This is a genomic window from Mesorhizobium zhangyense, from assembly GCF_011045115.1.
Classification (GTDB): domain Bacteria; phylum Pseudomonadota; class Alphaproteobacteria; order Rhizobiales; family Rhizobiaceae; genus Mesorhizobium_M; species Mesorhizobium_M zhangyense.
Window position 1 is genome coordinate 225,684 of sequence record NZ_JAAKZG010000005.1, and the last position, 14,800, is coordinate 240,483.

The window sequence follows — 14,800 nt, forward strand, 5'->3', positions numbered from 1 at the left end:
CTGTGGTCCCGCTTATTGCGTGCTGCCGGTAGTTTCGCCCATCAGCTTGCGCAAGGTTTCCTGGTCGGCATCGACGGGCTTGACCACGTCGCCTTCCTTCACCAGTTCCTGGCCAGCTACGATAATCCGCGCGTCACTTGGAATGCCGCCGAGCACGAGGCCTTTCGGCGAATCATCGACGAGGTCGATCGGGAAGAAGGTGACCTTGTCGTCCTTGTCGACCGAACGAATGCCGAGATCGCCCTTGTCGCCCAGCGTCACCACCGAGCGCGGCAGCATCACTGCGTCGGTCGGCTGTGCGCTCAGCGCGATTTCGGCGGTCATGCCGGCCGGAATGGCGCCGTCGGCATTGGGGATGGCGATTTCGATGCGGAAGGTGCGGGTCGCCGACGACGCATCGCGGCTGATGTAGCGCACCTTGCCCTTGACCGTCTGGTCGTTGACCATGCGCACATCGGCCTCGTCGCCGATCTTGATGTAGCGCAGGTCGCGCTCGCTGATTTCGCCGCGCGCGATCACCGGGTCGAGCGCGAGGATGGTCGCGACCTCGCCGCCCTGCATGACCGCGCTGCCGAGTTCCACCGGAACCCGGTCGATGACGCCGTCGAACGGGGCCTTCACTTCGTTGCGGTCGAGTTCGGCCTGGGCCGTGTCGAGCAGGGACTGGGCGGAGGACAGATTGGAGCGCGCCGTATCGAGCAGGAGCTTTGCCAGGTTGCCGGTCTTGGCCAGCCGCTCGGCTGCGTCCAGCTCTGCCTTGCGCTGCACCAGGACCTGCTTGGCGTTGGCTACCGCCGACAGTTTTTCCTCAGCCGCCAGCATCAGCACGAGATCGCCGGTCTTGATGCGGTCGCCCTGCTTGACCGGCAGTTTGTCGATGACGCCGGCGACGCGGGTCGCCAGAACGGCGCGCTTGTCGGCCTCGGTCAATCCGGAAATGCGGATGACGCGCGCATAGGTGCGCTGCGGCGGCGTGATGACGGCGACGGTGCGGGGCGGAGCCTTTGGCACCTCGGTCTCGGCCTTCTTCTTGTCGGCTTCAGTAGCCGCGCTGCCGACGGAGGAGAACTCGCCCGTGCCCATCCAGGCGGCGAAGCCGATGAGCACAATGATAGCGGCAAGCTTGTGGAACCTAATCTTGGCCATGACCATTTCCAATGTGAGGGCCCCGGCGAGGCCACTCTCGTGCTTGAGGCGCGCCGCCGGATATGGGTGCGCCTATCGCCGGGTTCAATCGGTTCGTTCGCGAAAAGTTGAACGGTGTGCGCCTTTTATCGCAAGTTTGTGACGCAAAATAGTCAGAAAAATTCATAGGTCGCCCAATCCTGACAATGGGTTGTCAGGAGCTCTGGTTAACCGGCGAAGATGACGTCAGCCTTGCATATCCAGGCCGACGGTTTGCAGATTACGGGCAGGGCGCGCCGGCGGCCGCCCATTTCTCGATTGCCTGATAGGTTTCCTCGGCCGATCCGGGAGCCGGTTCGCGCCCAGGCCCGGGGCTCCAGCCCCAGCCGACGAGTTTGTCGCTGCGCACATGCTCGGCGACTTCGGCGAGCGTCCTGCCACCATTGCGCGCTGGGTCCTTGATCTGGGCGCAGATTTCGCCGGACGACTTTCCGAACCAGACCATTTCGGCTGGTGCCAGATGCCAGTTCTCGGCACCGGGCGGGCCGTGCAGCACGGCGGAGTTGGTCTCAAAATGGCAGGTCATGCAGCGCAACCCCGGATTGCCCAAGCCCGAACCGTCAATGCCGCGCTGAACGTTGAAGGCGTGGAAGCGGGTCTTGCCGTAATGCGCGCCCGACCAGCGCGGATGATCGTCCTCGACATGGCAGTTGGCACAGCGCGGATGCGAAAACACCGCGTAGATCTTTTCCCATTCCGGCAATCCCGCCGCTGCATCGACAGTCGCCGGCGTCTGGGTTTCCTGCGCCAGAACCCATGTCGCCATGGCAAAGACCATGATGGCCGAGGTCGCGATGACGATGAATGCCCTCATGCGAAACTCACTTCCTTCGAGAGCGGAAGGCTGCGTATGCGCTTGCCTGTCAGTGCGAAGACGGCGTTGGCGAGTGCGGGAATGGCCGGGGGCGTGGCGACCTCACCGACGCCTCCCATCTTCTTGGCGTTCTCCAGAATGGCGACCTCGAAGGTCGGGCACTGGAAGATGCGCATGGCGTCGAAATCGTGGAAGTTCGATTGCTCCACCATGCCGTCGGCAAAGGTGATCTCCTGGCCCATCGCCGCCGACAGGCCGTAGATCGCGCCGGAGACCAGTTGTGCCTCGATGATGCCGGGATCGATCGCCGTGCCGACGTCGGCGGCGATCCAGACCTTTTCGATGCGGATGCCGGCCGGCGTGTCGGCAACTTGGACGACCTCACCGACCCAACTGCCGAAGCTCAGCGTGAAGGCAAAACCCTTGGCCTTGCCGGCTGGCAGCGTCTCGCCCCATTTCGACATCTCGGCGACTTTCTCGACAACCTTCAGTGCGGTCGGGTGCGTCGTCATCAGCTTCCGGCGCAGCTCGACCGGGTCGGTTTTTCCGGCGGTCGCGATCTCGTCCATGAAGGCTTCGTGGAAGAAGCCGTTGTAGGAATTGCCGACGGAGCGCCAGAAGCCGACGGGCACCGAAATCTGCGCAGGGATCGCGGCGACGCGATAGTTCGGCACGACATAGGGCTGGTCGAACGAGCCCTCGGCGATGGTCTTGTCCGGCCCGACGGGCGACAGCGACGGAAACGTCCGCCGCAGCACGCTGGCGATGATCGAGGGGGAGGCGATCTTCATGTCGATGGCCACCGGAAGGCCGTCATCGCCGAGCCGGGCCTGGAATTTTCCGGCTGCCGCAGGGCGGTAGACATCGTGGCGGGTGTCCTCCTCGCGTGTCCAGATGACCTTCACGGGTTTCCCGCCGGCTTCCTTCGCCAGAAGGGCGGCATAGATGGAAAAATCCATCTCGCCGCGCCTACCGAAGCCGCCGCCGAGGAAAGTCGTGTGGACATTGACCTTGTCCTGCTCGATACCGGCGGCACCGGCGCAAAGCTGGCGGGTGATGGTCGGCATCTGGTTGGGCGACCAGATATCGAGCACGCCGTCCTTCAGCCGTGCCGTGGCATTCATCGGCTCCATGCAGGCATGGGCCAGATAGGGCACTGCATAATCGGCCTCGACGATCTTTTCGCGCGGCGCATCGGCGAAGGCGGTGTCGACATTGCCATCGTCGCGCAGCGCCGAGCCTTGCGTTGCAAGCGCGTCGGTCAGCGCCCTGGAGATTGCGGCGCTGTCGGCGGGATATTCAGCATCGGCCCATTCGACCTCGATGGCGTCGGCCGCCTTGAACGCCGCCCAGGTATTTTCGGCAATCACGCCGAAGCCGTGGCCGTAGGTGGTGTCGAGCGGCACGATCTTGATCACGCCGGGCATCTTCTCGGCCTTGGAGAGATCGGATTTCACCGGCTTCGACCAGAAGCGCGGGCTCATCTTCACCGTGCCGTGCAGCATGTCGGGCAAGGTGACATCGACGCCGAAGATCGGCGCACCGGTGACCTTGGCCAGCATGTCGGTGCGCATCTGCGGCTTGCCGAGTAGCTTCCACTCGGCCTTTTCCCTGAGCTTCAGCATTGCCGGCGGCTCGATCTGCGCGGCTGCAACTGCAACCTCGCCATAGGTCAGGCTCTTGCCTGACGCCTTGTGGGTGATGGTTGCGTCGGCCGTCTCCAGTTCGGAAGCCGGCACGCCAAGTTTCTTCGCTGCTGCTTCCACCAGGACATGGCGGGTTGCGGCGCCGGCCTGGCGCATCTTGTCGAAACCGTCGCGGATCGAGGAGGAACCGCCGGTGCCCTGGAAGCCGAGAATCTTGCCGAGCGCGCCCATGGCTCCACGCGCCGTCTCGGCGAAGAGGCCGTCATTGTAGAAGGCGAAGGGGCCGCCTTCGGCCAGCATTTCGGAATTGTAGTAGGCGTAGGCAGCCGGGCCGTGCTCGACCTTGATCCTGTCGAGGCCGACATCCAGTTCCTCGGCCACCAATGCGGCAAGCGAGGTTGAAACGCCCTGTCCCATCTCGGCGCGTGGAGCGATCACGGTGATGGTGTTGTCGGAGGCAACCTTCACATAGGGGTTGAAGGTGGCTTCGCCCTCGGCAAGCTCTCCTTCGAGCGGGTTGGGGTAGGGCTTGCGATAATAGTAATAGCCGATGGCGACACCGCCGGCGATGGCGGCTGCGCCGATCAGGAATGTGCGGCGGGCGATCTTGCCAACGCTGGCCATGGTCAGATCCCCGCCGTCTTGAGTGCTGCCGCTTTCTTGATCGCGGCGCGGATGCGCGGATAGGTGCCGCAGCGGCAGAGATTGCCGCCCATGGCGTTGTCGATGTCCTCGTCGCTCGGGTTGTCGATCTCGTCGAGCAGCGCCACCGCGCTCATGATCTGGCCGGCCTGGCAGTAGCCGCATTGGGCGACCTGCTCTTCCAGCCATGCCTGCTGCACCGGGTGCAGCTTGCCGTCGGTCGAGATGCCTTCGATGGTGGTGATTTCGCCCTGCACCTCTCGGAGCGGCAGGATGCAGGAGCGGACGGGCGTGCCGTCCATATGCACGGTGCACGCACCGCAGGCGGCGATGCCGCAGCCGAATTTCGGCCCGGTCTTGCCGGCGAGGTCGCGCAGCGCCCACAGCAGAGGCATCTCCGGATCGGCTTCGATGTCGATTGGTTTTCCGTCGACGATGAGGTGCATGGGGATACCCTTTGTTGTCGTCCACAGCCTGCCGCGAAGCTTGCGCTTCGTGCATTTCGACATCTTGACAAATTCCGTCATTTTGTCAATACAGGCTTTGCCAGGATAGATTTGCCGTGCTTGAGACCACAGAAACCGCCACCGACCCGAAACGCGCCCGTATCCTCGATGGGGCGTTGAAGATGTTTCTCGCCTACGGTTTCTCGCGCACGACCATGGATGACATTGCCCGCGCCGCCGAGGTTTCACGCCCGGCGCTCTATCTCCTGTTCAAGAACAAGACGGATATCTACCGCGCGCTGGCTTCCGTCGTGTTCGAGGAATCGATCGCCAAAGCGCGCGCCGAACTGGCAGGCGACGCACCGCTTGGCGAGCGGCTGTTTCAGGTGATCGATACGGCGCTGATCTCCGTCATGGCAAAGATCGCGGAATCGCCGCACGGTGCCGAAATCCTCGACATGAAGGGTAGCCTCGCCGGCGATGTGGTCGAGGGGTGGCGCGCCGCGATGGTCGGTCAATTCACCGCGGCGATCGGGGAAGAAGCCAGGGCCACGGGCGTTGACCTCGCAGCGCGCGACCTGTCGCCGGTAATGCTCGCTGACGTGCTGTTTGACGGGCTGGAGGGCATGAAGATGCGGGTCAGCGGCGCTGAAGAGCAGCGCAAGGCAGTGCGCGGACTCGTCAAAATGGTAGAGCTCGCTATCCGGCCTTAAGCTTGGGGCCGGGCGCCAGCCGGTTTCTTGCGGGTCGCAAGGAATTCGCGCACGCGCTTGCCTGGGTCCCTGCGATGCAGCGGGCCGAAGCGGCCCTCGAACTCGTCGGTCAGGTCGAGCGTTGCGCGTTTCCCGACGGCGTCGAAATTCTCTTCCAGCCAGTCGCCAGCGGCATTGCGGCCGAGGTCGCGCAGATATTCGAGGAAGGCCCATTCGGCATTGATCTTCGATGACGCCGAAAGGTTTTTGAAGGCCTCGTCCGCATCGATGCGGTGCATGCGGATGTCGCGATACTCGCCATGCGGCAGCCGGCCGGAGGCGATCATCTCCTTGATGAAGGCGATGGCGCGGAATTCGCGCAGCAGGGCTGCGTTGAAGGTGATCTCGTCGATGCGGTTCTGAATTTCGTTGGCGGTTTTGGGCGTCTCCTCGCGCACCACCGGGTTGATCTGCACGAGCAGAACATCTTCGGTCGCGGCCTGATCGAAGAACGGAAAGATCGCCGGATTGCCGCCATAGCCGCCATCCCAGTAAGGCTTTCCCTCGATCTCCACCGCCTGGAAAATCTGCGGCAGGCAGGCCGAGGCCATGACGACGTCGAGGGTGATCTCATTGTGGTCGAAGACCCGCAGCTGGCCGGTCTCGACATTGGTTGCCGAGATGAACAGCTTGATCGCCTTGCGGGAGCGGACATTGTCGAAGTCGATCTCGGCCTCGACCACGTCGCGCAGCGGATTGACGTTGAGCGGATTGGCGAGATAGGGCGACAACGAGCGAGACATCATGTCGTACCAGATGTAGCCCGGCGTGTTCTCGATCGACCAGTTGCCCCAAAACACGTCCCAGGGTGCGCGCTGCACCGGGCTGAAGCGGCCCTTCCGCGCAATCGCCCGCCACAGGTCGTGAAGCTTCTGGCGCGCGCCGTCAGCGCCGTCGCGCACCCAGCCGTCGGCGAGTGCCACCGCATTCATGGCGCCGGCGCTGGTACCGGATACGGCCGCGATATCAAGCCGGCCATCTTCCAGCAGGCGGTCGAGCACACCCCAGGAAAAAGCGCCATGCGAGCCGCCGCCCTGAAGCGCGACATTGATCGGTTTTTTGTCTTCCGCCTTGCCGTTTGTGGTCATGGCGTTGTCCTTCGTTGTTGTCGTGCGTGCGTTGAAACTGCCTGCTTCTCCCCGTCCCTATACGGGGAGAAGATGCCGGCAGGCAGATGAGGGGCGGAGCCAGCTTTTTCGGCTTTGGTGCTGCCCTCATCCGACCCTTCGGGCCACCTTCTCCCCGTGAACGGGGAGAAGGAAGAATCGCGCTGTCACTCGGCCGTCCAGCCGCCATCGACGGAGATGTGCGTTCCGTTGATCTGGGCGGCGGCGTCGGAGCAGAGGAAGGCGGCGGTGGCGCCGATCTGCTCGACGGTGACGAATTCCTTGGTCGGCTGCTTGTCGAGCATGACCTCGCGGATCACCGTCTCGCGATCCATGTTGTGCGCCTTCATCTGGTCGGGAATCTGGGCTTCGACCAGCGGCGTCAGCACATAGCCGGGGCAGATGGCGTTGCAGGTTATGCCGTCGGTGGCGACTTCGAGCGCTACCGTCTTGGTCAGGCCCATGATGCCGTGCTTGGCCGAGACATAGGCCGACTTGAACGGCGAGGCGACAAGGCCGTGGGCAGAGGCGATGTTGACGATGCGGCCATAGCGGGCCTTCTTCATCAGCGGAAGGGCTGCGGCTGTGGTGTGGAAGGCCGACGACAGGTTGATGGCGATGATCGCATCCCATTTGTCGATCGGGAAATCCTCGACCGGCGCGACATGCTGGATGCCGGCATTGTTGACCAGGATATCGACCGTGCCGAATTTTTCCGCAGCCTTGGTAACGAGCGCGCGGCACTCTGCCGGCTTTGACATGTCGGCCTGCACATAGATCGTCTTGACCGAGTGATCCCTGGCGATCTTGTCCGCGATGGCGTGATCGTCAGACGTGTCGGAGAAGGAATTGACAACGATGTTGCAGCCTTGTGCTGCAAGCGCATGGGCAATCGCCAGGCCGATGCCGGAGGTAGAGCCGGTGACGATTGCTGTTCTTGTGGCGGCCATGGCAAAATGTCCTTTGTCCAGAATGGTGCGGCGCACTCTATATATTGCATTGCAGCAAAATTGCGAATGTGGTGCGACAGGACGGCACGGAAGGACGGGCCACAAGCCGCAAATTGCTTGACTAAGTCAAGTAATTTGACGAGGATGGACGCTTTCCATGGTGCTCCAATGCTCAAAATTCTCGCTCCCACCGACGATCAGATCACTGCCGTCCGGAACTTCAACCGCTTCTACACGCGCCAGATCGGTCTGCTGACAGAGGGGTTGCTCAAGAGCGATTTCTCGCTGACTGAGGCGCGGGTTCTCTATGAACTGGCGAATCGCGACAGCCTGACGGCGAGCGACCTGACGCGTGAGCTCGGGCTCGATGCCGGCTACCTTAGCCGGCTGCTGAAGAAATTCGAGACCCGCCGTCTTTTGACGCGCGCACCGTCCACGCTCGACGGCCGCCAGACGGTTCTGTCGCTGACCATTGCCGGCTGCGCAGCTTTCGCGCCGCTGAACCGTGCATCCGCAGAAGAGGTCGCCACGCTGCTGGGGCGTCTGTCCGTCGAGGATCGGGAAAAGGCGGTGAAGGCGATGCAGACAATGCAGCGCCTGCTTGGCGGTGCGGAACCGAAGGAACCCTATAGCCTGCGGCCATTGCAGGTCGGCGACATCGGCTGGATTACGCACCGGCAGGGCGTGCTTTATGCGCAGGAATATGGTTTCGACGGAACCTATGAGGCGCTGGTGGCGGAAATCCTCAGCACCTTCGTCAGGGATTTCGATCCTGAATGGGAGCGTGCCTGGATCGCAGAGCGTGATGGCGAGGTGGTCGGCTCGGTCTTCATCGTGCGCAAATCCGACACCGTCGCCAAGCTCAGGCTGCTCTATGTCGATCCCTCGGCGCGTGGTCTCGGCATCGGGCGCAGGCTGGTCGAGGAATGCATCGGCTTTGCCCGCGCCAAGGGCTACAAGACCATGACGCTATGGACCAACGACATACTCCTGGCTGCCCGGCACATCTATCAGACGGCGGGGTTCAAGCTGGTCGAGGAAGACCGTCACCACTCCTTCGGCCAGGATCTGGTCGGCCAGACCTGGGAGCTTGAGCTTTGAAGCTCAGCTCGCTTCGCTGGTGAGTTTTATCAGGATCACGGCTTTTCTCCCTGCTTCTGTTCGTCCTCGGCCCGCAATATGGCTTCGAGCGTGTCGAGCCGGTCCAGCCAGTAATTCTCGTAGAAACGCAGCCATTGGTCGGCGGCCTTTAGCGGCGCCGGTTCGATGCGGCAGACATGCGAGCGGCCCTGAACACTGCGCCGCACCAGCCCTGCCGCTTCCAGCACGCGGATATGCTTTGAGGCCGCGGCAAACGACATGTCGAAGGGCGCGGCGAGCTCGCCGATATTTTGCTGCCCGGTCGTCAGGCTGCGCAGCATCGCCCGCCGCGTCGGATCGGACAGAGCGTGGAAAATACCATCCAGGGCAGGAGCATCATCTAAAACCATATGGTTTAATTATCAGGCGTTCAAAAAACTGTAAACCCTTTGGTTCAATAATGGCGCTCGATATAGGCTGACGGATGAGCGAAACGTCGCGGCCATTGACATCGGGCGCGGCGTCCTCCACGTCAGGCACGACTACCTTTCGCAAAGAGGCTGCCGGCAATGACCGGATATTTTTCCTCCCCCTTTCCCCGCCGTCATTCGGTCGGCGTCGATGTCGGTGGTGTCATCGTAGGTGGCGGTGCGCCGGTCGTCGTGCAGTCGATGACCAATACGGACACCGCCGATATCGACCAGACGGTGGCGCAGGTTGCCGCGCTCCATCGCGCCGGCTCCGAGATCGTGCGCATCACCGTCGACCGCGACGAATCGGCTGCCGCCGTACCGGCGATCCGCGAGCGGCTGGAGCGGCTCGGCATCAATGTGCCGCTGGTCGGCGACTTCCATTATATCGGCCACAAGCTGCTTGCCGATCATCCGGCCTGTGCCGAGGCGCTGGCGAAATACCGCATCAATCCCGGCAATGTCGGGTTCAAGGACAAGAAGGACAAGCAATTCGCGGCGATCGTCGAAATGGCGATCAAGTATGACAAGCCGGTGCGCATCGGCGTCAACTGGGGTTCCCTCGACCAGGAGCTTCTGACGAAGCTGATGGACGAGAACCAGAACAGCGGCTCGCCGCTGACGGCGCAAGAAGTGACGCGCGAGGCGATCGTGCAGTCGGCGCTGATCTCGGCCGACCTCGCCGAAGAAATCGGCCTGCCGCGGGAGAAAATAATCCTGTCGGCCAAGGTCAGCCAGGTGCAGGATTTGATCGCGGTCTATACGATGCTGGCGCAGCGCTCCGACCACGCGCTGCATCTCGGCCTCACCGAAGCCGGCATGGGCTCCAAGGGCATCGTCGCCTCGTCGGCGGCCATGGGTATCCTCTTGCAGCAGGGCATCGGCGACACGATCCGCATCTCGCTGACGCCGGAGCCGAATGGCGACCGCACCCGCGAGGTGCAGGTATCGCAGGAACTTCTGCAGACGATGGGTTTCAGGCAGTTCGTGCCGATCGTGGCGGCGTGCCCCGGCTGTGGCCGCACGACCTCGACGGTGTTTCAGGAACTGGCCCAGAACATCCAGGCAGACCTGCGCAAGAACATGCCGGTGTGGCGCGAGAAATATCCGGGCGTCGAAGAGCTCAAGGTCGCGGTCATGGGCTGCATCGTCAACGGACCGGGGGAGTCGAAACATGCCGATATCGGCATATCGCTGCCCGGTACCGGCGAGATGCCGGCGGCCCCCGTCTTCATCGACGGCAAGAAGGCGATGACGCTGCGTGGTCCGGCCATCGCCGAGGATTTCGAAAGGCTGGTCGCCGACTATATCGAGCAGCGCTTCGGCCGCGGTAAGCAGGCAGCAGAGTAGCGCATGCGCAGCCTCGCAAAAGCAGCCCTGCTCTTTTGCGCGATCGCCTGGAGCGAGACGGCCCTTGCCGACCCGCCCGGAAGAACAAAACCGGCGACTGTCGGCCGCATCTGCAATCTCATCGACACCCATGCCGGCCGCTTCGGCGTGCCGCGCGATTTCTTTGCCCGCCTGATCTGGAAGGAAAGCCGCTTCGACGCCAATGCGGTGAGCCCGGCTGGCGCGGAAGGCATTGCCCAGTTCATGCCCGGCACGGCCAGGATACGCGGGCTGGCCGACCCGTTCGACATCGAGCAGGCGATCGAGGCATCGGCCAAATATCTCGGTGAGCTGAAAACAGGTTTCGGCAATCTCGGCCTGGCGGCGGCTGCCTACAATGCCGGCGAGACCCGGGTGTCGCGCTGGCTCTCTTCCGGCGGCTTCCTGCCAATGGAAACAGAAAACTACGTGCTCGACATCATGGGCGAGCCGGCGGACAATTTCACCAACACTTCCTATGCCGGCACGATCCATCCGCTCGACAAGAAGCAGGATTTTTCCGAAGCCTGCCGACGACTGCCGATCGTCAAAGCCGCGACGATCCCCATGGCCCGCATCAACGTCAAGCCGTGGGGCATTCAGGTGGCGGGCAATTTCCGCCAGTCGGCGGCGATCCGCCAATGGCAGCGCGAGAGGGCGAAATTTCCGGCGCTGTTGCGTGGCTATGATCCGGTGGTCAGCCGCATACGCTCGCCCATCGGCCGGCGCGGCATCTATGCTGTTAGGATAGGCGCCGACAACCGCGCCACGGCCGACATCATCTGTCAGAAATTGCGCGGCGCCGGCGGCGCCTGCGTGGTGATGCGAAACCGGTAGGCCAGATCTTTCCGGTGTGGTTCCGGTAACGCGTGGCTATGTCTGATTCGCGACATCCGACGTGACAACAGCATCTTGCGGTTGCAAGCGCGATGTGATCGAGTTGCGGGATGGGAAGCAGTGGGAAGGTGGAGGCGCCGCACGCTTACGCTGCCGCGCCGTGCCTATGAACAGCAAGACGGCGGAAGAGATTCTGGCTCATCCTCGTTTTGCTGAGGCTCGGCGCGCCCATATTGATGCCCTGGTCGGGTTGTTTGCCGACAACCGCTTCGTCACCCGGCTGATGATCGACTCCAGCACGATCATGCTGAGGGCGCTGCTCGTCGGCTTTCATGTCTCCCATGACGAGGACGACCGCACGACCTGGGCAACGCTCGGGCAAATTCAAAATGTCCTTGTAGAGCGTGGCCTGGCAAGTGCGCGCCGTGTCGAGGATCTCGTCGCCCGCTTTCGTCAGGTGGGCTACGTCGTTTCTGTTGAATCCCCATCCGATATCAGGGTCCGCATCCTCAAGCCGACCGAGCAGTTGCTGGCGCATGATCGCGATCATCTCGCCGTCTACCATCGCTTCCTGCACGATCTTTATCCCGACCGCGGCTACGACTGGGCCTTGCGGCAGGACCCCCGCGTGCATTTCGAAATACGCAAAGCGATGTTTCTGGCACTCGACAAGGCCACGGTTTTCACGCGCCATCAACCGATTATGACCTTTCTCACCCGCAATGCCGGCTACTGCGCGTTCCTGCTCGTGGCGCAGGCCGCACTCTCGCGCTACCCCCGCGAACAGAGTTTCGGCTCCATCGCGGATCGTCTTGGCGTCTCGCGAACGCATATCCGCAATATATTTGTCGATGCGGAGGCCGCGGGGTTTGTCAGCTGCGAAGGCAAGCCGGGCAGTCCGGTCGAGATCATGCAGCCTCTCTGGCAGGATTATGACAATTTCCTTGCCGATATGCAGGCGGGTCAGGACGCCATTGCGCAGGCCGCCTTCGCCACTCTGCGGGCGGATTGCGGCGCCGATCACCCAGCCTGACACGGCATCATTCAACGTGTCCCTGAGCCGATGCTATCCGGTTCATTCGTGCTGGACACGGCCGGCGTGACGGGCTTGTCTGTCGGAGATCAGAATCCTCGGAGGCAGCCACATGGAAAACTCCTTTTGCAGATCGATTGTCCTTGCCGTTGGCAGCGCGGTCGGCCTCATCCCGTTGTCACCCGCCTTCGCCGTATCGCCCGAGCCGCTGGAGGCAGAGCACGGCATGGTCGTCACCGCGCAGCATCTGGCGTCGGAGGTCGGCGTCGACGTGCTGAAGAAAGGCGGCAATGCCGTGGATGCGGCGGTCGCCGTCGGCTACGCGCTGGCTGTCGTCTATCCGACTGCCGGGAATATCGGCGGCGGCGGTTTCATGACCATCCGCCTGAAGGACGGCAAGACGACATTCCTGGATTTCCGCGAGCGCGCGCCGCTTGCCTCGACCAAGACCATGTATCTCGACGACAAGGGCGAATTCATAAAGGGCCTCAGCACCAGCGGTTATCTGGCCGTCGGCGTGCCGGGCTCGGTCATGGGCTTCGAGACGGCCCGGACCAGATATGGAAAACTGTCGCGCGAGGATCTGATGGCGCCGGCCATTCGCCTGGCCAAGGAAGGTTTTGCGCTGGAGGAGGGTGACGCGGCCTCGCTGGAGGGTGGAGCCAAGAAGCTGGCCAAGGACCCTGCCGCTGCAGCGATTTTCCTCAAACCGGACGGCAAGCCCTACGCTGCCGGCGAGATGCTGGTGCAACCCGAACTCGCGGCCTCGCTTTCCAGCATTTCTGAAAAAGGGCCGGACGCGTTCTACAAGGGGCCGATCGCCGACGCGATCGTCAGTGCCAGCATGTCGATGAAGGGCATTCTGGCGAAGGAGGATTTCGAGCAGTATTCGGTGCGCGAGCTGGAGCCAATCAAGTGCAATTATCGCGGCTATGAGATCGTGTCTTCGCCACCGCCGAGCTCGGGCGGGGTCATCATCTGCGAAATCCTCAACGTGCTGGAAGGCTATCCGCTTTCCTATCTCGGCTACGGTTCGGCCGACACGACGCATGTGATGATCGAGGCGATGCGCCATGCCTATGTCGACCGCAATACCGCACTTGGCGACCCTGACTTCGTTAAAAACCCGGTCGAAAAGCTGCTCGACAAGAACTACGCCAGGGAAATCCGCACCAAGATCAGCCCGTTCAAGGCAGGCGTTTCGCAGGATCTGAAGCCGGAGGGTTTTGGCGAGAGCAACGAGACGACGCATTACTCCATCGTCGACGACGAGGGCAATGCGGTGGCTGTCACCTATACGCTCAACGGCTCTTTCGGCGCCGGCGTGGTGGCGCCGGGCACCGGCATCCTGCTCAACAACGAGATGGACGACTTCACCGCCAAGCCCGGCGTGCCCAATCTCTATGGTCTGGTGCAGGGCGAGGCCAATGCGATCGAGCCGAAGAAGACGCCGCTGTCCTCGATGAGCCCGACCATTGTCTCGAAGGACGGCAAGCCGTTCATGGTCATCGGCAGTCCCGGCGGCGCGCGCATCATCACGATTACGCTGGAAGCCATCGTCAACGTCATCGATCACGGCATGAACATCCAGGAAGCGATCGACGCCCCGCGCATCCATCACCAGTGGCTGCCGGACAAGGTCTATATGGAGCCCTACGCGCTGTCGCCCGACACGCGGCGGCTGCTCACCGGCATGGGGCACGATGTCGATATCGACCCGGACTGGACGATATGGGGCCAGGCGGCGGGCATCCTCATCGGCGGCAAGAGCCTCGCCGAAATCGAGAAGGGTGGCGGTGCTCGCTACTACGGTGCGATGGACAGCCGTGCCGCCGCGGGAGCGCCTCGTGGCTATTAAAAGGCCCTGACAGCTTATTGCCTTTTTCGAGCGTTAACGCTGTTCCTTCGAGGAAGAGGGATGTTCGTGGGTTTGAATTGAGTCCGCGAACAGGTTCGGTTTAGGCTGCCATGTCTGCGGGGCTGCCTGCGCTTTTGACGAGGATGAAAATGACAGGAATGCGATCCATTGTTCTGGCTGCGGGTCTGACAGCTCTCATGATGCCGTTTTCGATGACCGCTTTCGCACAGGACTCGAAGACGACAAATCAGGCGATCGACGACGCACTCGGCAACCACGTCCAGTATGAAACCGCGATCAAGACGTTGCAGAAAGGCGTGAAGGACAAGGACGCCAAGGCTGTCGCGGCGTTGGTCAGTTACCCGATCAGCGTTAAGATCGGCGGCAAGGACACGGAGATCAAATCCGAGAAGGATTTCGTCACCCACTACGATGCCATCTTCACACCGAAGATCGCCAAGGCGGTCGAGGACCAGAAATATGAAGACCTGTTCGTGAACTATCAGGGCATCATGTTCGGCGACGGCCAAGTCTGGATCAACGGCATCTGCAAGGACAGCGCCTGCAAGGCTTTTGATGCGAAGATCGTCACCATTCAGGATGGCCCGTAACA

Annotated in this window: 14 protein-coding genes; 7 read left to right on the plus strand and 7 right to left on the minus strand. The window is 62.3% G+C overall.

From position 1 onward, the window contains the following. Positions 1 to 12 precede the first annotated feature (12 nt). From G6N74_RS13880 to G6N74_RS13895, 4 genes are all read right to left on the minus strand, one after another. Entirely contained in the window at positions 13 to 1,146 is a 1,134-nt protein-coding gene (locus G6N74_RS13880) for an efflux RND transporter periplasmic adaptor subunit (protein ID WP_205826680.1), read from the minus strand. 259 nt (positions 1,147 to 1,405) lie between these two features. Beyond that, positions 1,406 to 1,999 carry a hypothetical protein gene (locus G6N74_RS13885; protein WP_165118266.1) on the minus strand — a complete coding sequence of 198 codons (594 nt, stop codon included), beginning with the start codon at positions 1,997 to 1,999 and terminating at the stop codon, positions 1,406 to 1,408. After that, positions 1,996 to 4,269 (minus strand): xanthine dehydrogenase family protein molybdopterin-binding subunit, encoded by a 2,274-nt coding sequence (locus tag G6N74_RS13890; protein ID WP_165118268.1) that lies wholly within the window; start codon positions 4,267 to 4,269, stop codon positions 1,996 to 1,998. The genes G6N74_RS13885 and G6N74_RS13890 overlap by 4 nt, the downstream gene beginning before the upstream one ends. 2 nt (positions 4,270 to 4,271) lie before the next feature. Continuing rightward, entirely contained in the window at positions 4,272 to 4,733 is a 462-nt protein-coding gene (locus G6N74_RS13895; protein ID WP_165118854.1) for a (2Fe-2S)-binding protein, read from the minus strand. Positions 4,734 to 4,849: 116 nt separating this feature from the next. On the opposite strand from G6N74_RS13895, the gene G6N74_RS13900 reads away from it, so the two are divergent. Next, complete coding sequence (locus G6N74_RS13900) at positions 4,850 to 5,446, plus strand: TetR/AcrR family transcriptional regulator (protein ID WP_165118270.1); 597 nt, start codon at positions 4,850 to 4,852, stop codon at positions 5,444 to 5,446. On the opposite strand, the gene G6N74_RS13905 is transcribed toward G6N74_RS13900, so the two are convergent. Beyond that, positions 5,443 to 6,573 carry a patatin-like phospholipase family protein gene (locus G6N74_RS13905; protein WP_165118272.1) on the minus strand — a complete coding sequence of 377 codons (1,131 nt, stop codon included), beginning with the start codon at positions 6,571 to 6,573 and terminating at the stop codon, positions 5,443 to 5,445. The genes G6N74_RS13900 and G6N74_RS13905 overlap by 4 nt on opposite strands. 185 nt (positions 6,574 to 6,758) lie before the next feature. Next, complete coding sequence (locus G6N74_RS13910; protein ID WP_165118274.1) at positions 6,759 to 7,541, minus strand: 3-hydroxybutyrate dehydrogenase; 783 nt, start codon at positions 7,539 to 7,541, stop codon at positions 6,759 to 6,761. 168 nt (positions 7,542 to 7,709) lie between these two features. Here G6N74_RS13910 and G6N74_RS13915 point away from each other — a divergent pair, with 168 nt between their 5' ends. Next, positions 7,710 to 8,642, plus strand: coding sequence for a bifunctional helix-turn-helix transcriptional regulator/GNAT family N-acetyltransferase (locus G6N74_RS13915; protein WP_165118276.1), 933 nt, complete (start codon positions 7,710 to 7,712; stop codon positions 8,640 to 8,642). Between the two features lie 35 nt (positions 8,643 to 8,677). On the opposite strand, the gene G6N74_RS13920 is transcribed toward G6N74_RS13915, so the two are convergent. Beyond that, a complete protein-coding gene (locus tag G6N74_RS13920) occupies positions 8,678 to 9,031 on the minus strand; it encodes an ArsR/SmtB family transcription factor (protein ID WP_165118278.1) in 354 nt (117 codons plus the stop codon). A 159-nt stretch (positions 9,032 to 9,190) separates the two neighbouring features. On the opposite strand from G6N74_RS13920, the gene ispG reads away from it, so the two are divergent. The 5 genes from ispG to G6N74_RS13945 all read left to right on the plus strand — a co-directional run bounded on the left by ispG (position 9,191) and on the right by G6N74_RS13945 (position 14,798). Then, on the plus strand, positions 9,191 to 10,441 hold the full coding sequence (ispG, locus tag G6N74_RS13925) for a flavodoxin-dependent (E)-4-hydroxy-3-methylbut-2-enyl-diphosphate synthase (protein WP_165118280.1): 1,251 nt from the start codon (positions 9,191 to 9,193) through the stop codon (positions 10,439 to 10,441). Between the two features lie 3 nt (positions 10,442 to 10,444). Further along, positions 10,445 to 11,296 (plus strand): lytic transglycosylase domain-containing protein, encoded by an 852-nt coding sequence (locus G6N74_RS13930; protein WP_165118282.1) that lies wholly within the window; start codon positions 10,445 to 10,447, stop codon positions 11,294 to 11,296. A 166-nt stretch (positions 11,297 to 11,462) separates the two neighbouring features. Continuing rightward, positions 11,463 to 12,329 (plus strand): hypothetical protein, encoded by an 867-nt coding sequence (locus tag G6N74_RS13935; RefSeq protein WP_165118284.1) that lies wholly within the window; start codon positions 11,463 to 11,465, stop codon positions 12,327 to 12,329. A 112-nt stretch (positions 12,330 to 12,441) separates the two neighbouring features. Next, positions 12,442 to 14,187 (plus strand): gamma-glutamyltransferase, encoded by a 1,746-nt coding sequence (gene ggt / locus G6N74_RS13940; protein WP_165118286.1) that lies wholly within the window; start codon positions 12,442 to 12,444, stop codon positions 14,185 to 14,187. A gap of 149 nt (positions 14,188 to 14,336) precedes the next feature. Next, positions 14,337 to 14,798: a hypothetical protein gene (locus G6N74_RS13945; RefSeq protein ID WP_165118288.1), complete on the plus strand. Its 462-nt coding sequence runs from the start codon at positions 14,337 to 14,339 to the stop codon at positions 14,796 to 14,798. Positions 14,799 to 14,800: the final 2 nt, after the last annotated feature.